The sequence below is a fragment of the Streptococcus sp. KHUD_012 genome (assembly GCF_052588255.1).
The window spans coordinates 1,132,445-1,152,320 of record NZ_CP159355.1 but is presented as its reverse complement, the minus strand read 5'-3'; the positions used below and the strand labels follow the sequence as shown (position 1 = coordinate 1,152,320).

Genomic DNA, 19,876 nt, shown 5'->3' with positions numbered 1-19,876 from the left:
TTTAAAGAAAAAGATCCTCAGCTCATTACTAAGGATCTTGCGATTTTATTTTTCCATAAAGGCCTTGAGTCGGCGAACAGCCTCTTTCAGGGTGTCCAAATCTGTCGCATAAGACAAGCGAATATTTTCAGGGGCACCAAAGCCAGCTCCCGTTACTAAAGCAACCTCTGCTTCTTCTAAAATTGCAGTGGTAAATTCCGTCACATCCGTATAGCCCTTCATCTCCATGGCCTTCTTGACATTTGGGAAGAGATAGAAGGCTCCTTGAGGTTTGATGGCTTCAAAACCAGGTACTTCATTCAACAAAGGATAAATAGTATTCAAGCGTTCCTCAAAAGCTTGACGCATGATCTCAATAGAAGATTGGTCTCCTGTGAGAGCTTCGATTGCAGCATATTGGGAAACGGTTGTTAAGTTGGAAGTTGTTTGGCTGATCACCTTGGCCATGGCTCCAATAATCTCAGGATCACCCACTGCAAAACCAACCCGCCAACCAGTCATAGCATAGGTTTTAGAAACTCCGTTAATCACGATGGTTTGCTTGCGAATCGCTTCTGATAAGCTAGAAATGGGCGTAAAGGTATTGCCATTGTAGACTAATCGCCCATAGATATCGTCTGCCAAAATCAAGATATCATGCTCGACAGCCCAGTTTCCGATTGCTTCGAGTTCTTCTTTACTGTAGATCATTCCTGTTGGATTGGATGGCGAATTCAGCAAGACAACCTTGGTCTTGTCTGTCCGAGCTGCTTCCAGTTGCTCAACCGTTGCCTTGAAGTGATTTTCTTCTGTTGTTTGGAAAGTAACAGGTGTGCCTTCTACCATCTTGACCTGGTCTACATAAGAAACCCAGCAAGGGGTTGGAATGATGACTTCATCACCTGGATTGATGACAGAAGTAAAGAAGGCATAGAGGATAAACTTAGCACCAGTACCGACCACAACCTCATTTCGGTTCACTGCATAGCCATAAAACTCTTTCATATAGTCGCTAATGGCATCCTTCAATTCTGGAAGTCCAGATGCTACCGTATAAAAGCTAGCGCGACCATCCTCGATGGATGCGACTGCTGCTTCTTGAATATTTTTTGGAGTCGCAAAGTCAGGTTGACCCAGGGTCAAACTTAAGATATCACGACCTTCTGCTGCCAAAGCTTTGGCACGCGCATTTGCAGCCAAGGTCACACTTTCTTCCATTTCCAATACACGATTTGATAATTTCATATTTCCTCCTCAAATCTTAAATAACACCGGTGACTTTCCCAGTCTTGAAATCCACCACATAATAAGAGCTCCCAGCCTTGACTTCCCAGATCGGTTTGCCTTTAAAGCGTCCAAAAGTTACCCGATCAATCGCGTCCTGACTCTTCTCTTTGACGACAGAAGCTGCCTCTTTGGAACTAACTCCTTCTTTCAAAGGGTAGGTATAGACTGCATCATCCGCCTGCGCCACCAAAACCGCTAGATCTTGCCCCTCTTGGTCCTTGCCAATGAAGGAAAGATAGGCTTCTTTGCCATGAAAGAAACTCTCCGTCTCAATAGTCGCAATCGAAGAGTGAGACAGAGCTATTTTTCTTGCTTGCGCAATTTGATCCTGCAAGCGAACAGAAGTTTTTTCAGCAAGAAATAGCCAAGAAAAAAGGACCGTCAACACTAAGATACAGATTCCTATTATATGTTGCCATACTATAAAAAGATTATTTTTCTGTTTCACTCCCTCATTATACACCAAAGCCACCTAGAATTCTATAGATTTTCAAGAAAGAATTGTTACTAATATTTCATACCTGTTACAATGTTTTAGTATAAAATTGTTTGATAAGCAAAGTAAAATTAACACCTTTGCTATCATTTGTTCATAGTTTAATAAATTTGTCACAATTTTGTAACTAATTTGAAAATAAAATTAAACGACAGAAATACTATTTATTGATAAAATATAGATATGGAAAATTTAAAGAGATTATTCAAAGAAGCAAACGTAGATTTAAAAACCATGATCGTCTTCCACAAGGCAGAACGATTGATCCGTGCCTCTGAGGCTCATATCTTTAAAAAGCACCAGTTGACACCAACTCAATTCTCTGTACTTGAGACCTTGTACAGCAAAGGCGATCTCCGCATTCAAGATCTGATTGATAGCATTCTTGCGACCTCTGGAAATATGACTGTGGTTATTCGCAATATGGTCCGCGATGGTTGGATTACACGCGAAACCGATCCAGAAGACCGCCGTGCTTATCTTGTATCTATTACAGATGCCGGTCGTAAAAAGATCGAAGAAGCTCTTCCAGATCATATCAAAAATATTCAACGCTTGATGCAAGTCTTTAATAGTGGTGAGCAAGCTGAGTTGACAGAACTCTTGAAGAAATTCAAACATATCGCCTAAGCCTACTGCTCAAGACGATTCTGACTCCAAAATCCTCTATTTTGGAGTTTTCATCGTGCATTCTCTTTATCTAATAGATCAAAAAAATATTCCTGACGCTTCTCAGGAATATTTTTATTTATTCTTTCACAAAGACCCATTCCTTCTCTTGCGATAAATCCTCACGATAAGAGAAACCTGCTACTTCTAATGATTTCAGATCTTCTAGATGGATGATTTCTTCCTTCATCATAGCTGTCACCATGGCCCCACGTGCTTTTTTTGAAATCGTCGAGTGAATCTTCAGGGTCCCACCACGATTCTCCATGAATTTGATCCGAATCATTCGCTCACGAATGGCTTTTGAAAAGACTTGTTCAAACTCAGAAGACAAAAGAGATAAGATCTGTTCTTCATCTTCTACTGCCTGATCATAGTCCTCTTTCCAGAGTACCTTTAGAGATTTTCCAGCTGGTTTTAGCTTCATCATAAAATCCAAGCGATGGGGAGCAATCCCTTCATAGGCAGGTAGCACACCATATAAAGCAGTCGTGATTAACAAATGCTCCTGCAGATAAGCCTGCTCTTTTTCGGATAAGTCTTGACGCTCGATACTACGATACATAAGGCCATCAAACAGTTCCAAAGCAGGATAGGTTTTAGCACTCCCAGCTAACAGAGCCCCAATTCTTTCCTTTTCTACTAGAGCTCTTTCCTCTGAGATCCCGTAAAAGGTCGCTAATTCTGTTAGCGAGAATTGATTCATAGCTTGAAGGATGGTTTTTGTCTTCTCTGACAAGGGTTGGGGCTCGACGATACGAGCCTGTTCGTTCAGTTCTTTGGCGGATGGAATTAATAGTTTCATAGGTCTATTGTACCATATTTTTCAAATTTTCTTGACAGGAGTTTTTATTAATGTTATTATCTAGTTATGAAAACTAGATTAAAGAAAGGTGAAGATTTCGTGGCCACTTTTTCCTATCCAACGTGGGAGCAACTGCCTGAGCTAGACCTCTATCTTGATCAGGTCCTACTTTATGTCAATAAAACCTGTGCACCTGTTCTCTCTTCTTCAGACAAGGGCTTGACGGCTGCCATGATCAACAATTACGTAAAACATGGCTATGTCGAAAAACCAGATAAGAAGAAATACCAGCGTAGACAGGTGGCTCGCTTGATCGCTATTACAACCTTAAAAACGGTCTTTTCTATTCAGGAGATCGCTTCTACCTTAAATTTCTTGCAGGACCAGGCAAGCTCTGATCTTCTCTATAATAGCTTTGTTGCTTATCTAAATGATCAAAAAGAGCCGATCGCTCCTATCATTCGCTCTGCCTGTCAGACGGTTCAACTTTATCTTGAAACCCTGACTTATATTCAACCAGTAAAAACGGAGGAAGAAACTGATGAATTACACCATGAAACTAAGTAAAAAATTATCCTTTGAAGAAGAGATCGCCAATAGCGTAACCCATGCTGTTGGCGCCCTCCTCATGCTGATCTTGCTTCCGATCTCTGCAGTCTATAGCTTTGAACAACACGGTCTGCTTAGCGCCTTTGGGACTTCTATCTTTGTTATTAGTCTCTTTTTGATGTTTCTGTCTTCGACCGTCTACCATGCCATGTCTTACGATTCACCTCAAAAGTATGTACTTCGCATTATCGACCATTCCATGATCTACATTGCGATCGCAGGTAGTTACACACCAGTTGTCCTCACCTTGATGAACAACTGGATGGGCTACAGCATTATCTTGATCCAATGGGGGACCACCATCTTTGGTATTCTCTACAAAATCTTTGCCAAAAAAGTCAATGAAAAGTTCAGTCTCGCTCTTTACTTGATCATGGGCTGGTTGGTTATCTTTATTATTCCCCAAATCGTAAGCCAAACCAATCCGATCTTCTGGGGTCTCATGCTCATGGGCGGTCTGTGCTACACGGTTGGAGCTGGCTTTTATGCCAAGAAAAAACCATATTTCCATATGATTTGGCACCTTTTCATCCTTGCCGCTTCTGCCCTTCAGTATTTAGCCATTGTTTACTTTATGTAATACTGCCGCCACTCTTCGGAGTGGTTTTTTTGTGATTTTTTCTGTACAATAGAAAAAAACTGTATGGGGACAGTCAGGATGAAGACGAGCAAATACCAACAAATTATCGATTTCTTAAAAAAAGCTATTCAACAAGGCCAGCTCGAAACCGGACAGAAAATTCCTTCTGTTCGTCAGTTAGCCAGTCTATTTTCTTGTAGTAAGGACACGGTGCAACGAGCCTTGCTGGACTTGACTTACCAGCACTTCCTCTATGCTAAGCCTCAAAGTGGCTACTATGTTTTGGAGCAAGAACCTAATCGACATGAGGATCTTCCACTAAAATTAGAGAAAGACCGCAACCAGGCTTTTGAGGACTTCCGAACCTGTATCAACGAAACCTTGATTGGACGGGAGAATTATCTCTTTAATAACTTTTCGGACCAATCAGGCTTACTCGAAGTACGCCAATCCATTCAAGGCTTATTGAAGGAAGAAGGTATTTATACGACTGCAGATCAGATTGTTTTGACTGCTGGTACTCAGCAGGCGCTTAATATCCTCAGCCAGATTGACTTTCCCAATAAAAAGTCTCAAATCTTGATCGAGCAACCGACTTATCATCGGATGAACCAACTCTTAGATTCGCAGCAACTTGCCTACCGTACCATTCAACGTAATTTAACGGGGATTGATCTCGAGAAACTTGAAGAGATTTTCAAAAGTGGTCATATCAAATTCTTCTACACAATCCCTCGTTTTCACTATCCGCTTGGTCATAGCTATTCGTCCAAGCAGAAAGAAGCGATCTTGCAACTAGCTGACCAATATGATGTCTACCTTGTTGAGGACGACTATTTGGGAGATCTTGATGGCAGCAATGCTCCATCTTTTCATTATTTGGATCAAAAGGATCGAGTCATCTATATCAAATCTTTTTCGACCAATCTCTTTTCTGCTCTTCGCATCACTTCTACGATCCTTCCCCAAGACCTTCTAAAGCCAGTCTTGACCTATAAGACGATCCTGGACTATGATAGCAATCTAATCATGCAAAAGGCCTTAAGTCTCTACATTGATAATGGTATGTATCTGACCAATAAAAAACGACTCCTAGCCAGAAAAAAAGAGGAAGAAGAAAGATTGAAGACCTTGATGGATCAGTCTTCTCTTCTCCCTCATCTGACCCTGACCCACGATGGGATCCTACTAGATCTTCATCAGGTCAAATCTCTTGCTGCCTTAAAACACAGTGGACTCCCGCTTGATTTCTTTGAAGCAGCCTACATCACTTCTTGTCCTTATCAACTCGCTAAGATTAAATCAGCAGATGTGGCCAATGTTTTACCAAAGCTGACGACTTTTTTTGAAAGAGAAACCCTCGTATAAACTATACGAGGGTCTTTCTTATTTCTTCAATTGCTCATAGATCAGTTTGGCATTTTGAAGACCGATCCGATAATCGAGACGAATTAGGCGAATCGCTTCCATCTCTGGTTCTTTGAGGTACTTCTCTCTTTGTTCCTTGGAAATACTACCTGGTTTTAGAAGATAGTGGGTGAATTGATTTCTGACTTTATTGAGCTCAACTTGAAGGGTGAAATAAAGTCCAAATAAGACAATGACAACTCCCATCAGGATCAGATCGTTTGACATGGTGTATGCTCCCTTTTTCTGTTCTTTTCTATATTTTACAGCTTTCAAGAAAGAAAAACAAGAGAGTGGGACAGAAATCGATAATTCGTTAGAATTCGATTTCGTCGTCCCACCTCCGCACAGTTGAGTTGGGCTGTAAAAGCTGATGAAATCAGCGTAGTAGAGCCCACTCAACCACTACGTCTTGCTCGACAATCCAAAAATAATTGAGAGGCTAGGACTTTTGTCCCAGCCTCCTTGTTTGTCCTTATTTCATCATACCGGCCTGAAGGTCATACATTTTCTTATACGTTCCTCCTAGAGCAATGAGTTGGTCGTGATTGCCCGATTCGATGATTTTTCCCTTATCTAGAACATAGATGCAATCGGCATCTTGGATGGTAGAAAGACGATGGGCAATGGCAATGGTTGTCCGCCCTTGGCGCATCTTCTTCAAAGAGTTTTGGATCATCTCTTCCGTCTCTTGGTCGATATTGGCAGTGGCCTCATCCAAAATGAGGATCTTAGGCTGGGCAGCAATGGTCCGGGCAAAAGCCAGAAGCTGACGCTGACCGGTCGATAAGGTAGAACCCCGCTCTGTTACCGGATGATCATAGCCACCAGGTAGACTCTCAATAAAGTCTGCTACATCCACAAATGCAGCTGCTTGTCGGATTTCCTCATTTGTCAGTTCTTCATGGTACATCCGTATATTAGAAGCAATGGTTCCATGATAGAGGAAGGGTTCCTGCAACACTAGACCAATGGACTTGCGCAAGGCTTCCTGGCTGTAGTCCTTGATATCCTGTCCATCAATCAAGATCTGGCCACGATCAAATTCATAAAAGCGCATGAAGAGATTGATAATAGAAGATTTACCAGAACCAGTATGACCAACAAAAGCGATGGTTTGTCCGTTTTTGACCTCAAAGGAGATCTCTTTTAGGACATCCCGTTTGCTATCATAAGAAAAAGATACATGCTCAAAACGAATATCCCCCCGCTCGATCTCTTTCAGGCTACCAGCTTGCTTGGGTTCATAGTCGTCTCGATCCATCATCTCAAAGACACGACCTGCAGAAATGGTTGAGGTCTGCAAGGTTGCAAAATTTTGGGTGACATCAATCAAGGGCTGGAAAAGCTGGTTAACATATTGGATAAAGGCATAGATAAGACCTGCCGTAAAGCCAGAGGACTGCCAATTTAGGCCGAAAAAGGTTAGAATAACCGCATAAGCCAGGACCTGTAACAGGGTCATAGCTGGCCTCAAAAAGAGGGAATTGACATCCACAGATCGGTTGGCATAGTCCAAATGTTCCCCATTAATCTGTTCGAATTCATCCGTCAAACGCTTTTCTTGACGAAAGGCCTGCACGATCCGCATTCCTTCGATAGATTCCGATAATTTCACATTGATATCTGATAATTTTTGTCGGGTCATCTTGACCAAGCGATTGGATAACTTGCGATAGAGACGGATGGAAAACCAAATGATGGGAAGAAAAGGCAGGATCCAAATGGTCAAATGCCAGTCCAAGCTAAACATGGTTACTAGAGTGACTAGAAAGAGTAAAAAGGATGAAACCAGGCTTGAAAAGACCGTAGAAAACATATCTGCGACTGCCTGTGTATCATTGGTCACACGCGAAACAATCGAACCTGCTGCTGTCTGGTCATAAAAGGACATGCCCAACCTTTGAAGATTTTGGAAAATATCTAGACGAATGTCTCTTACGATAGAATTGGATACGCGCGCAAAGGTTAACTGGCTCAGGTAAGTCGCCAGCACACGCCCAATGAATAACCCATAGTAGAGAATCAAAAACTGAAAAGCTGTCAGAACTGGTGAGTCTGTTTCTGTTGGATCCACTAGGTGGTCAATATACCAGCGGGCTGCAAGAGGGATCGCCGTCAATAACAGACTAGTCAGGAAGGTAAAGGCTAAGGCTAGGGCCGTTAACCATTTATAACGCCACATGTAAGTCAAGAGCCGCTTCATCACATGAGCTTCAGATGTTTTCATTCAGCTTTCCCTCCATTTCTTCTGATAATTGTTGGGCTTGGTAGGTTTCATAGTACCAACCTTTTTGAGCCATTAATTCCTCGTGATTTCCTCGCTCCTTGATCTGTCCATTCTCCATTACCAGAATCAAATCCGCATGAACGATCGCTGATAGGCGGTGGGCTGTTATAATCGTTGTTTTCCCCTTGCGTTCCTGCTTCATATTTTCAATGATTTGGTGCTCCGTTTTAGCATCTACTGCCGACAGGGAATCATCCAGAATCAAGATCTCAGGATTCATGACCAAAGCACGACTCATGGCAATCCGTTGCTTTTGCCCGCCAGAAAGAGAGACCCCTCGCTCTCCCAGCACTGTCTCCATCTGGTCTGGCATGGCCAGAATATCCTCATAGACTCCACAAGTTCTCAGAGCCTTCATCACCTCTTCTTCCTTGATCTGTGGATCTGAAAAAGCGACATTCTCGCGAATGGTCATGGCAAAGAGAATCTGATCTTGAGGGACGTAGCCGATCAAGCTTCGAAGATCTTCTAAACGATAGTCTTTGATAGAGATTCCATTGAGCAAGATATCTCCCTGCTCCAAGTCATGCTCTCTAAGCAAGAGACGCAACAAGGTGGTTTTTCCAGATCCAGTTGGTCCTACAATTCCAAGGGTTTGCCCTTTTTCTAAATGAAAGGCAACCTTTTCAAGGACAGGCTCTTTCTCATAGGCGAATTCTTCAATGTCATATTCCAGATCGCCGTTTTGGATTTCTCTGACTGGTTGACTCGGATCTTGGATATCAGGTATTTCTGCTAAAAGTGTCTCAATCCGATCATAGGAGACGCTAGCACGCTGACTAATATTAAACAAGAAGCCCATGGCTTGAAGGGGCCAGACGAGCATATTGAGATAGGTAATAAAGGTTACGATTTGTCCAACCGTCAGGCTCCCTTCCTGAACAAATAGCCCCCCGAAGTAGAGCGTCAAGACATAGGAGAGACCGACAAAAAGAAGAGTGGTCGGATCAAACAAAGCATTGTAACCGGCTGAAGTCATATTCTTTGAGAAGAGCATTTGATTGGTTTTTTCAAAAGCCCGAGTCTCATCTGCCTGAAAGCCAAAGGATTTGGTCACCTTGACTCCTGATACTGATTCCTGAACAAAGTTGTTCAGCTCTGAGAAGCCTTCTTGGGCCTCTTTGAAGGCTTTGTGGTTTTTGCGGCCAATGGCGGAAGTCACTACCACCATAACGGGTAGGGGCAAAATAGCCAAGAGGGTTAAGCGCCAATCAATCATGAAAAACATGCTGACCAGTGTCACCAAGGCTGTCACAGAAGCATCTACAGCAGACATAACACCGCCACCGGCAAACATGGTTACCGCATTGATATCATTAGTAGCATGGGCCATGAGATCCCCTGTCCGATAACGCTGATAAAAAGACGGAGACATGAGCGTAAATTGCTTAAACAAACGGTAACGCAAGATCCGAGCCAACTTATTGGCCGTTCCAAAAATATAGCGTCTCCAGACAAAACGAAGGCCATACATGGCAAGAGCTGCGAGGACCAAAAGAGCGATATCTACAACTAACTGGCCCAGCGTCAGCCTTCTTTTATCGATCAAATCGATCACAAGTCCCATGATTCTTGGAGGAATGAGATTTAAAAAACTAACCAAGATCAAAGACCCTATCCCGATCAAGTATCGCTTCTTCTCTAAATTAAAAAACCAAGATAATTTCCTCAACAGATTCATCTTATTTCCCCTTTTTTGTGAGTTGCCAACTACTATCCACTAGAGCAAACAACTCCTCATCAGCAATTGTTCCATCTAAGGGGATACTCACCCAATATTTTTTATTCATATGAAAAGCTGGATAAATCCCCTTCTGCTGGATGAAATGGGCTACTTGATCAGACTTAACATTCAAAACTTCTATTTTCCCAGACTTGCTAGCATCCAGTTTTTTCCAATCAATGGTCATAAAGACACCATACCACTTGAGGGTGTCTCGGTGGCGAATAGCGCCGGATTCCGGAGATCTTTCCCACAAATACTCAATCGTTCCCTGATAGTGCAGGGAGATATAGGCCATGAGACGCTTGGCTTGAGGATAGAGAAATTCTTCTACCTCAAAACAAGCTTGGCGGATCCTTGCAAGACTTTCCTGACAAGCTTCTCTGACTTGGCCAACGAAATTTCCTTGTAGCTGTTCCAGATGGATCTGGATATACTCGTCCCCTGTATCCTGATCATAGACCTGAAAAGAAATCTTCCGGTCGCAGACCTGGACATTTAAGAGAAAAGTGTCCGATAAGACGGGACACTGGTACTCATAGCCTGCCCCTCTCTTTTCAAATCCGTAAGCCAATCCCTTTTCTGGCTGAAAAGTGTACCGGTCAAAATAATGCTCTAAAAACATTTTCTCTCCCTTATTCATTTTTGCACTAGAAGAGGTTGGAAACAACGTCCCCAACCTTGATAACAGATCCTCAAAACTACCTAAAGCAGCAATCGATTCTTCTTTAAAACACGATGCGCGTGCCATGCAGTTGACAAACGCCCAATTGCTCCAAAAAGAGCTGACGATTATCAAGGGTCACACCCCCACCTGGCAGGATCTGAATCTTTTCCTTAGCCGCATCTAATAAACGATGATAGTGTGCAAAACGTTGCTCTAGTGGGTCACCTGGACTTCCGGCTCGTGTTAAAATACGGGCCACACCCTGATCAGAAAGCCACTCAATCGCTTCTAGCTGATCTGTATGAGATAACTCATCAAAGGCCATATGAAAGACCACCTCTGCCTCTCCACAGGCTGCTAGTAAAAGCTGCATGATCCTCTGGTCCAACTTTCGATCGCTCGTCAGCACTCCCAGCACAAAAGAAGTAACCCCTATTTCTTTCGCAGCACGAATATCCGTCAGCATAGCTTCGACTTCCAGATCAGTGTAGACAAAATCGCCACCACGGGGTCGGATAATGACACATAGATCCACAGACTTCTCTCTTGTCAGTTTGATTGCTTCATTGATCACACCTATACTAGGTGTGGTCCCTCCTACTGCCAGGTTATCGCACAGTTCAATGCGACCTGCCCCAGCAGCAATCGCCTTATCAATATAAGTTAAATTCTCTGCACAAAATTCAAAGACAAGCATGACAACTCCAATTACAAAGACTTAAAACAAGGATATACTAACGGTTACCTTCGCATTGCCATTTTCCACTCTCGCTTTTGAGATGCTATAGCCTGCTTGAGGGATATCAAGGGTGATTTGATCACCATTCACTGTGAAGCCGCCTCCATTTTGATTGGATTGATCCTTCAAATAGTTGAGAACCAAGAATTTTGGAATGGGCATTTTCCCTAATTTAGCACCGGTCACGGTCAAATTCATGACATTGTTTTCAACTTGACCGGTCATGGTTAAATCTAGATAGCTATCAACTGGCCCTAATGATACAGGAACTTTGACATGAAGGTCATTGCCATCCATTCCTAATGCCATCTTTTGATAGTCAGAATTGTCAAGGGCGGATCCAGCACTTGTTTTTACGACCTGACTCAATTGCACTGAATTGAGACTTAGCTCAGTTGAGAGCCCTTCAGTGCTCACAGAGGCATTTGAAACAGCATTTTGAGCCAACTCAATCAAAGAACTCCCTGCCTGCACATTTCTCAGTTGCTCCCCTTCAGGGATAGAGCCAGGGACCAATAAGATCACTAATAAAATAAATAAAACGATCACCATGCCAATCAGGCGTCTTATCCACTTAAACATCTGCTCCTCCGATACATGAAAAGTTGTATTCTTATTGTACCCTAAATCTAAAGAAATTGCGACTAAGAGGGGCCTTTACAAAGCAAAAGAGAGCGTGGGACAGAAATCGGTAATTCGTTAGAATTCGATTTCGTCGTCCCACCTCCGCACAGTTGAGTAGGGCTGTAAAAGCTGATGAAATCAGCGTAGTAGAGCCCACTCAACCACTGCGTCTTACTCGACAATCCAAAAACAATTGAGAGGCTAGGACTTTTGTCCCAACCTCTCTTTGTGCATTATTTAGATTTAATGTAGTTAACACCATCTGCTTTTGGTGCGACTGCTTGTCCGAAGAAGGCTGCCAAGACAACCATGGTCAAGACGTAAGGCGCAATTTGCAAGTAGATGGATGGGATACCTTTAAGCAAAGGCAATTGATTCCCGATAACAGCCAAACTTTGCGAAGCTCCAAAGAAGAGACTAGCCAGCATGGCCCCGATTGGGTTCCATTTCCCGAAAATCATAGCTGCGAGGGCAATGAACCCAGGACCAACAATAGTAGTCACCGCAAAGTTAACGGAAATAGATTGAGCGTATATGGCTCCTCCAATACCAGCTAGGGCACCTGAGATCATCACTCCTAAGTAGCGCATTTTATAAACATTGATTCCCAATGTATCTGCTGCTTGTGGGTGTTCCCCAACTGAACGAAGACGCAATCCAAATTTTGTCTTGAACATGATAAACCAAGCAAAGAATGAAAAGAGAATCGCAACCCAGCCGATGATGCTGGCATTGTTGAAGAAAATATCCCCAATGACCGGAATTTTAGATAAGACTGGAATTGACGTTTTCCCGAAGGCAACTTTGATATTATCAGTTTGTCCCTTGTTATACATCGCTTTAACAAGGAAGACTGCCAATGGAGGTGCCATCAAGTTCAATACTGTACCTGAGACGATATGGTCAGCACGGAAATGAATGGTTGCCACCGCGTGAATCAAGGAGAAGAGTACTCCAATCCCTGCAGCAACGATCAAGGACAACCATGGTGTCAAACTTCCTAACTCAGGTTCAAAAGTCAAGTTAAAGATAATACCTGAGAAGGCTCCCATAACCATGATTCCTTCTAGACCAACGTTAACAACCCCAGCGTGTTCTGAGTATGCTCCTCCGATACTTGTGAAGATCAGCGGCGCCGCATACACAATCATAGAGGAAACAAGAATACTTAAAATCGTTACAATACTCATTAGTTTGCTCCTCCTTTTTTAGCTGAACGCATCGAGATCATCTTTTCAATAATGTAGTGAGCACATACGAAGAAGATAATGGATGCTGTCACAATTTGAACGACTTCTTCAGGGATGGCAGCTGGCTTCATACCAACTCCCCCAATTTGAAGTGCTCCAAACAAGAAGGCAGCAAATGGAATACCAATTGGTGAATTCATCGCAAGAAGGGCAACGGCCATTCCGTTAAATCCAACACTCATTGAGCTGGTTTGAACGTAGACATTTGAGTAAATACCTAGACCTTCTGCTACCCCACCGATACCAGCAAGAGCACCAGAAATGATCATAGAAAGGATAATGGTCCGTTTTGCAGACATCCCAGCATATTCTGCCGCATTCGCATTGAGACCAACGGCACGGATTTCAAAACCAAGTGTTGTTTTCTTCATCAAGAACCAGATGACCACCACTGCGATGATGGCAAAAAAGATCCCGATGTTCATTTGTGATTTGTCTGTCAAATTACGCAACCACTCCGTTTGGTAGACAGCGTTAGCTCCCACATCAATGGTTGAGTCCTTATTTTTCATCAAGGAAGCTGGGAAGCTATGAATCAAGGCATTCCCACCATAGAGAACAATGTAGTTCATCATAATGGTGATAATGACCTCACTGGTTCCGAGATAGGCACGAAGGAAACCAGGAATCGCTCCAATAAATCCACCTGCGATAGCCGCAATCAAAACGGTCATCGGAATCATCAGTAAGCGAGGCATATTTGGGAAGGAAAGGGCAAACCAAGTCGCCATGATCCATCCTGCAAAAGCCTGACCAGGAAGTCCAACGTTAAAGAAGCCGGCCCGGCTAGCTACCGAAAATCCAAGAGCAACTAAAATCAGTGGCCCCATAGCACGGGAAATATTACCCCAACTCTTAATCGAACCAAAGGCTTTCTTAAACAGCAATTCATATCCCCAAAGGGCATCATAGCTGAAGGCCCACATAATAATGGCACCTAAGACCAGTCCTAAAAGGACAGACACCAATGGAACGGCAATTTGTTTTAAATTCTTATTCATTTGATGCTCCCTCCTTTACTTGTCCTCCTGCCATGAGGATTCCAAGTTCTTGCTTATTCGTTGTTTCAGGGGTTACGATCCCTTGGATCTTCCCATCATGAATAACTGCAATACGGTCAGAAACATTCAAAATTTCATCTAATTCAAAGCTGACAACCAGAACGGCTTTTCCATTATCCCGTTCTTGAATCAAACGTTTGTGGATATATTCGATCGCTCCAACGTCCAATCCACGAGTCGGCTGGCTGACGATTAAGAGATCTGGATCGCGATCGATTTCGCGAGCGATAATGGCTTTTTGCTGGTTCCCTCCTGAGAGAGCCTTAGCAGGTACCACTTCACTGGCTGCACGAACGTCAAACTCTTCCATCAACTTCTTGGCATAAGAGGTAATATTTGGATAATTTAAAATACCATTCTTGCTAAGAGGTTCTTTGTAGTAAGTTTGAAGAGCCATGTTTTCAGAGATCATCATATCAAGGACCAAACCATCCCGGTGACGGTCTTCAGGGACGTGCCCTACCTTCATTTCTGTGATTTGACGTGGACGTAGTCCTACAACATCCTTGCCTTTAATCTTAATTGAACCCGATTTTACCTTCCGTAGACCTGTAATGGCTTGGATCAACTCAGACTGACCATTTCCATCAATCCCTGCGATCCCAACGACTTCACCAGCACGAAGTTCCAGTGACAAATTCTTAACAGCTGGGACACCACGGTTTTCGTTTACAACCAAGTTTTCGATCGACAAGACCACTTCTTTCGGTTGAGAAGGACCTTTTTCAGTCTTAAAGGAAACAGAACGGCCGACCATCATTTCGGCCAAGTCTTGGTTAGTAGCTCCACCAATCTCTACTGTCTCAATAGATTTCCCACGGCGAATAACCGTTACGCGGTCTGAAACAGCACGGATTTCATCCAACTTGTGCGTAATCAAGATAATGGATTTTCCTTCATTCGCCAAGTTCTTCATGATTGTCATCAATTCTTCGATTTCAGCTGGTGTCAACACTGCAGTTGGTTCATCGAAGATCAGGATGTCGGCTCCACGATAAAGCGTCTTTAAGATTTCCACACGTTGCTGCGCACCAACGGAAATATCCTCAACTTTAGCATGTGGATCTACTGCCAAGCCATATTTTTTAGACAAATCAAGGATATCTTGGCTGGCTTTTTTAAGGTCCAAAACACCATGTTTAGTGGTTTCAGAACCAAGGATGATATTTTCAACAACAGTGAAGGCTTCAACCAACATAAAGTGTTGGTGCACCATTCCAATTCCTAAAGAAGCTGCTTTTGAAGGTGAGTCTAGGTTAACAGTATTTCCATTTACCACAATGTCTCCGCTTGTTGGTTCCAACAAACCAGCCAGCATATTCATAAGGGTAGATTTCCCTGCACCATTTTCTCCAAGAAGTGCATGGATTTCACCTTTGCGCAACTGAAGATTAATCTTATCATTTGCTACAAAGTCACCAAATTTTTTGGTAATCTCACGCATTTCGATGACATATTCATGTGTCATGTGGGTGTTTTCCTTTCAAAATTTTTTATTTCAATAAAATCTGCTAGAGAACTAACAGATTTTATTGAGACAAAAATGTCTCACTTTAAAAGAAACGGCCCTTAAAGGGAGGGCCGCCCAATCAAATATTATTTTTCAGGAACTTTAAGAGATCCATCAAGGATTTTAGCTTTGGCATCTTCGACAGCTTTTTTAGCATCTGCAGAAAGGTTGTCAGTTGTCAAATCAACTCCACCATCTTTCAAGCTATAAGTAATCACTTTACCGCCAGGGAATTTACCGTCAGCAGCTTTCTTAGCCAAGTCTTTTACAGATTCTCCGACTTTCTTCAAGCTTGAAGCCAAGACAAAGTTAGATTTTTTACCATCTTTAGAAGTGTATTCACCTTCAGCTTTTTGGTCACGGTCCACACCAAGAACCCAAACTTTTTCGTCTTCATTTTTCTTCTCGTTCAAGTCTTTTGCTTCAGAGAAGACACCTGCTCCAGTACCACCAGCTACTTGATAGATAACGTCAGCACCTGCAGCGTATTGTGCAGCAGCAATTGTTTTACCTTTAGCAGCGTCACCGAATGAACCAGCGTAGTCTACTTGAACTTTGATAGATGGGTCAACAGATTTAACACCAGCTTCAAATCCAGCGCGGAAACGAGTGATAACTTCACTTTCCATACCACCTACAAAACCAACTTGTTTAGTTTTTGTAGTTTTCGCAGCAGCGATACCAGCAAGGTAACCAGCTTCGTTGTCGGCAAAGACAGCAGATGCTACGTTCTTTTTACCTTCAATACGGTCGTCAATGATAACAAAGTTTGTTTCTTCGTTGTCAGAAGCCGCTTTTTCTACTGCATCACGCAAGGCAAAACCAACACCAAAGATCAATTTGTAGTCGTTAGAAACAGCTTCATCAAGGTTTGTCGCATATTGAGATTCATCTGTTGATTGGAAGTAGTCAAATCCGTTCCCTTTAGAAAGACCGTTTTCTTTCCCCCAAGCTTGCAAACCTTCCCAAGCAGATTGGTTGAATGATTTGTCATCCACACCACCAGTATCGGTAACGATAGCAGCTTTCAAATCAGTTTTTGATTCTGAGTTTGCGCTATCTTTTTTAGACGCACGATTTCCACATGCTGCAAGTCCGATAGCAGCGACAGTTACTAGACCAAGGCCTAGCCATTGTTTCTTGTTCATTACTGAACCTCCTAAATTATTGTGCAACATTGTTGCGAAGTATTGAAAGGGTCAAAAGACCGCCTCACAGAACTATTAAGTCAGGTCTGTAAAGGAATATGGAAGTAATTCCTTGACCGTCATCACGACCGTCGATTTATCTTTAGATACTAAGGTTACAGGAAGGTCTGGCTCAAAAAATTCAGCCATGACCTGGCGACAAGCACCACATGGAGAGATGGGCTTTTCTGTTTGCCCGTAGATAATGAGCTCTTGAAACTCACGAGCTCCTTCAGAAACAGCTTTAAAAATGGCTGTCCGTTCTCCACAGTTGGTTAAACCAAAACTGGCATTTTCGATATTGACACCTGTATAGATTTCGCCATCCTTCGTTAGCAGTACAGCTCCAATTGGGAAATGAGAGTAAGGCACATAGGCTTGTTTACTCACTTCAACTGCTAAGTTGATCAACTCAGTAGTCGCCATGAGCCACCCTTCCTTCCATGATGGCTACACCAGAAGAAGTCCCGATACGGGTCGCACCTGCTTCGATAAAAGCAAGAGCATCTTCATAAGAGCGAGCACCACCAGAAGCTTTAACACCCATGTCGGGTCCAACAGTTTGACGCATTAAGGCCACATCTTCAACCGTTGCTCCTCCAGTTGAGAAGCCAGTTGAAGTCTTCACAAAGTCTGCGCCAGCTAACTTAGCGATTTGACAAGCAACGATCTTTTCATCATCTGTTAAGAGACAAGTCTCAATGATGACTTTGACCAGCTTATCACCGCTCGCTTCGACTACAGCTTGGATATCTTCTTCAACTAGTGCTAAATTCTTAGACTTAAGAGCCCCAATATTAATGACCATGTCAATCTCATCGGCACCGTTTTGAATAGCATTTTTTGTTTCACACGCTTTGACAAATGGTGTATTTGCTCCTAAAGGAAAACCAATGACGGTACAAACTTTAACGTCTGAATCGCGCAAGCCCTCAGTCGCAAAATTCACCCATGTCGGGTTCACACAGACACTCGCAAAATCATAAGCCTTAGCTTCTTCGATTAGCTTTTCGATCTGTTCTTGTTGCGCATCTGGTTTTAAAAGAGTGTGATCGATATATTTATTTAACTTCATACAATCTCCTGAGCTGCTTAAGATATTATTTCAATAATTTCTTTAACGCTTTCAGCCCTTTCTAGTATTTTAACATTTTTTTTGAATTCTGTAACTCTTTCTTGTGAATTTTTTTCATTCATGAAAATGCGGGCAATGCGTTCCCCTTTTTTGACGTGCTCTCCCACTTTTTTGTCAAACACAATCCCTGTTTCATAATCGAGGGGATCTGATTTGACAGCACGACCAGCACCCAGGCGCATAGCAAACAAACCAAACTCCATGGCAGGTAAAGCAGCAATGACGCCATCTTGGTCCGCTGTTACTTCAAGGACCTGATCCACTTTAACGGGACGATGCAAATCTTCTAAGTCTCCACCTTGAGCCACAACCATTTCTTCAAACTTCGCTAAAGCCTGACCATTTTTCAAGTGTTCATGGATGGCTTCAATCGATTGATCTACATTGGCCAATTTCAACATGATTTGCGCTAATTCACAAATAAACTCTGTGACATCAGCACGCCCCTGTCCTTTCAGAATATCCAGGGCTTCCAAAATCTCTAAACGATTGCCAATACTGGTTCCCAATGGTTGGCTCATATCTGTAATAACAGCGATGGTTTTCCGACCCACTGCATTTCCAAGATCCACCATGGTACGTGCTAAGCGACGAGCATCCTCAATATTCTTCATGAAGGCACCCTCGCCCACTGTCACGTCCAAAAGAATGGCATCCGCACCAGCAGCAATTTTCTTACTCATGACGGAGCTAGCAATCAAAGGAATGGTGTCCACTGTCGCTGTCACATCACGCAGAGCATACAAGAGTTTGTCTGCTTTTACGAGTTGGTCGGATTGACCAATGACCGATAAGCCGATCTCCTGCACCTGCTGGATAAATTCCTCTTGGGTCCGTTCAATCTGGAAACCTTTAATGGATTCCAACTTATCGATGGTCCCACCTGTGTGGCCTAAGCCACGACCACTCATTTTAGCAACCGGCACACCAAAACTAGCAACTAAAGGCACCAAGACCAAGGTCACCTTGTCTCCCACACCACCTGTCGAGTGTTTGTCCACCTTGATCCCTGGAATAGCTGACAGATCAAACTGTTGCCCTGTTTGAACCATCTTCATGGTCATATGGGAGATTTCTTCCGTCGTCATCCCTTTAAAATAAACAGCCATAGCAAAAGCGGACATTTGGTAATCTGGTACTGTTCCAGCCACATAGCCCTCAATCAGCCATTCAATTTCTTCCTTGTTTAAGGCAAGACCATCTCTTTTTTTCTGAATGATATCTACTGCTCTCATGATTCTTTCTCACTTCTTAAAATATAATAGCCTTTGTCTTTTTTTACTGTCTCACAATTGCCAAACGTCTCTTCCATCTTGGCCTTAGCACTTGGAGCCCCTTGTTTTTTCTGAATGACAATGGTCAAGTCTCCACCTGGTTTCAAATGTTCAAAACTGCCGGTGATCACTTGGTGAACCACTTTCTTACCAGCTCGGATCGGAGGATTACTGATCACATGGTCAAAGACCCCTTCTACTGCTTCATAGACATCCGAAGAAAAGATCTGAGCTTCCACGCCATTTCGGCTGGCATTTTTCTTAGCCAAGTCTAGCGCCCGCTCATTGACATCGACCATGGTCACTGCGACTCCCTGGGCTTTAGCCAGAGAGAGGCCGATCGGACCATAGCCACAGCCTACATCGAGGACACTTTCTCCTTCTTGAAAATCCAAGGTTGATAAGAGCACCTGGCTTCCATAGTCAATCATTTTTTTACTAAAGACGCCGGCGTCCGTATAGAAATTCATCTTTTGCCCCAATAAAACAACAGCCAGATCATGAATATCATGGGCTGCATCTGGGTTTACATCGAAATACATTTTACTCATATGTTCATTTTAACATAATTCAATGGTTTTTTA

Annotated in this window: 21 protein-coding genes; 4 read left to right on the top strand and 17 right to left on the bottom strand. The window is 43.0% G+C overall.

The window, feature by feature from the left end:
• Window positions 1–45 precede the first annotated feature (45 nt).
• Window positions 46–1,224 (bottom strand): pyridoxal phosphate-dependent aminotransferase, encoded by a 1,179-nt coding sequence (locus ABVF55_RS05495; RefSeq protein ID WP_045759526.1) that lies wholly within the window; start codon window positions 1,222–1,224, stop codon window positions 46–48.
• 16 nt (window positions 1,225–1,240) lie between these two features.
• Window positions 1,241–1,654 (bottom strand): cell wall elongation regulator TseB-like domain-containing protein, encoded by a 414-nt coding sequence (locus tag ABVF55_RS05490; protein WP_445285011.1) that lies wholly within the window; start codon window positions 1,652–1,654, stop codon window positions 1,241–1,243.
• A 291-nt stretch (window positions 1,655–1,945) separates the two neighbouring features.
• Here ABVF55_RS05490 and ABVF55_RS05485 point away from each other — a divergent pair, with 291 nt between their 5' ends.
• Window positions 1,946–2,392 carry a MarR family winged helix-turn-helix transcriptional regulator gene (locus tag ABVF55_RS05485; RefSeq protein WP_003001765.1) on the top strand — a complete coding sequence of 149 codons (447 nt, stop codon included), beginning with the start codon at window positions 1,946–1,948 and terminating at the stop codon, window positions 2,390–2,392.
• 118 nt (window positions 2,393–2,510) lie between these two features.
• Here ABVF55_RS05485 and yaaA read toward each other — a convergent pair whose 3' ends face one another.
• A complete protein-coding gene (gene yaaA / locus ABVF55_RS05480) occupies window positions 2,511–3,236 on the bottom strand; it encodes a peroxide stress protein YaaA (RefSeq protein WP_445285010.1) in 726 nt (241 codons plus the stop codon).
• A gap of 66 nt (window positions 3,237–3,302) precedes the next feature.
• On the opposite strand from yaaA, the gene ABVF55_RS05475 reads away from it, so the two are divergent.
• The 3 genes from ABVF55_RS05475 (at window position 3,303) to ABVF55_RS05465 (ending at window position 5,793) form a co-directional block, all read left to right on the top strand.
• The gene (locus tag ABVF55_RS05475; RefSeq protein WP_320909131.1) at window positions 3,303–3,803 is read left to right on the top strand and encodes a DUF1836 domain-containing protein; all 501 of its coding nucleotides are present in this window, start codon (window positions 3,303–3,305) and stop codon (window positions 3,801–3,803) included.
• Complete coding sequence (gene trhA / locus ABVF55_RS05470) at window positions 3,778–4,425, top strand: PAQR family membrane homeostasis protein TrhA (protein ID WP_445285009.1); 648 nt, start codon at window positions 3,778–3,780, stop codon at window positions 4,423–4,425. The genes ABVF55_RS05475 and trhA overlap by 26 nt, the downstream gene beginning before the upstream one ends.
• Before the next feature lie 63 nt (window positions 4,426–4,488).
• Window positions 4,489–5,793, top strand: a complete 1,305-nt coding sequence (locus tag ABVF55_RS05465) for an aminotransferase-like domain-containing protein (RefSeq protein WP_445285008.1) — start codon at window positions 4,489–4,491, stop codon at window positions 5,791–5,793.
• Between the two features lie 18 nt (window positions 5,794–5,811).
• On the opposite strand, the gene ABVF55_RS05460 is transcribed toward ABVF55_RS05465, so the two are convergent.
• The 14 genes from ABVF55_RS05460 to ABVF55_RS05395 form a co-directional block, all read right to left on the bottom strand.
• On the bottom strand, window positions 5,812–6,060 hold the full coding sequence (locus ABVF55_RS05460) for a hypothetical protein (protein ID WP_003001593.1): 249 nt from the start codon (window positions 6,058–6,060) through the stop codon (window positions 5,812–5,814).
• 247 nt (window positions 6,061–6,307) lie between these two features.
• Complete coding sequence (locus ABVF55_RS05455; RefSeq protein WP_445285007.1) at window positions 6,308–8,062, bottom strand: ABC transporter ATP-binding protein; 1,755 nt, start codon at window positions 8,060–8,062, stop codon at window positions 6,308–6,310.
• Window positions 8,049–9,803, bottom strand: coding sequence for an ABC transporter ATP-binding protein (locus ABVF55_RS05450; protein ID WP_445285006.1), 1,755 nt, complete (start codon window positions 9,801–9,803; stop codon window positions 8,049–8,051). Before ABVF55_RS05450 ends, ABVF55_RS05455 begins: the two co-directional genes overlap by 14 nt.
• 1 nt (window position 9,804) lies before the next feature.
• Complete coding sequence (locus ABVF55_RS05445) at window positions 9,805–10,470, bottom strand: MmcQ/YjbR family DNA-binding protein (protein WP_445285005.1); 666 nt, start codon at window positions 10,468–10,470, stop codon at window positions 9,805–9,807.
• A gap of 103 nt (window positions 10,471–10,573) precedes the next feature.
• On the bottom strand, window positions 10,574–11,209 hold the full coding sequence (locus ABVF55_RS05440) for a copper homeostasis protein CutC (RefSeq protein ID WP_445285004.1): 636 nt from the start codon (window positions 11,207–11,209) through the stop codon (window positions 10,574–10,576).
• A 21-nt stretch (window positions 11,210–11,230) separates the two neighbouring features.
• Window positions 11,231–11,833: a hypothetical protein gene (locus tag ABVF55_RS05435; protein WP_445285003.1), complete on the bottom strand. Its 603-nt coding sequence runs from the start codon at window positions 11,831–11,833 to the stop codon at window positions 11,231–11,233.
• Between the two features lie 275 nt (window positions 11,834–12,108).
• Window positions 12,109–13,065 (bottom strand): ABC transporter permease, encoded by a 957-nt coding sequence (locus ABVF55_RS05430; RefSeq protein ID WP_003007618.1) that lies wholly within the window; start codon window positions 13,063–13,065, stop codon window positions 12,109–12,111.
• Complete coding sequence (locus tag ABVF55_RS05425) at window positions 13,065–14,126, bottom strand: ABC transporter permease (RefSeq protein WP_003007621.1); 1,062 nt, start codon at window positions 14,124–14,126, stop codon at window positions 13,065–13,067. The genes ABVF55_RS05430 and ABVF55_RS05425 overlap by 1 nt, the downstream gene beginning before the upstream one ends.
• On the bottom strand, window positions 14,119–15,654 hold the full coding sequence (locus ABVF55_RS05420) for an ABC transporter ATP-binding protein (protein ID WP_118095264.1): 1,536 nt from the start codon (window positions 15,652–15,654) through the stop codon (window positions 14,119–14,121). Before ABVF55_RS05420 ends, ABVF55_RS05425 begins: the two co-directional genes overlap by 8 nt.
• Window positions 15,655–15,782: 128 nt before the next feature.
• On the bottom strand, window positions 15,783–16,844 hold the full coding sequence (locus tag ABVF55_RS05415; RefSeq protein ID WP_003001669.1) for a BMP family lipoprotein: 1,062 nt from the start codon (window positions 16,842–16,844) through the stop codon (window positions 15,783–15,785).
• Window positions 16,845–16,919: 75 nt separating this feature from the next.
• The gene (locus tag ABVF55_RS05410; RefSeq protein WP_227038338.1) at window positions 16,920–17,309 is read right to left on the bottom strand and encodes a cytidine deaminase; all 390 of its coding nucleotides are present in this window, start codon (window positions 17,307–17,309) and stop codon (window positions 16,920–16,922) included.
• Entirely contained in the window at window positions 17,296–17,958 is a 663-nt protein-coding gene (deoC, locus tag ABVF55_RS05405; RefSeq protein ID WP_320909125.1) for a deoxyribose-phosphate aldolase, read from the bottom strand. The genes ABVF55_RS05410 and deoC overlap by 14 nt, the downstream gene beginning before the upstream one ends.
• Before the next feature lie 17 nt (window positions 17,959–17,975).
• Entirely contained in the window at window positions 17,976–19,253 is a 1,278-nt protein-coding gene (locus ABVF55_RS05400; RefSeq protein WP_445285002.1) for a pyrimidine-nucleoside phosphorylase, read from the bottom strand.
• The gene (locus tag ABVF55_RS05395; RefSeq protein ID WP_037615364.1) at window positions 19,250–19,843 is read right to left on the bottom strand and encodes a class I SAM-dependent methyltransferase; all 594 of its coding nucleotides are present in this window, start codon (window positions 19,841–19,843) and stop codon (window positions 19,250–19,252) included. Before ABVF55_RS05395 ends, ABVF55_RS05400 begins: the two co-directional genes overlap by 4 nt.
• Between the last annotated feature and the right edge of the window lie 33 nt (window positions 19,844–19,876).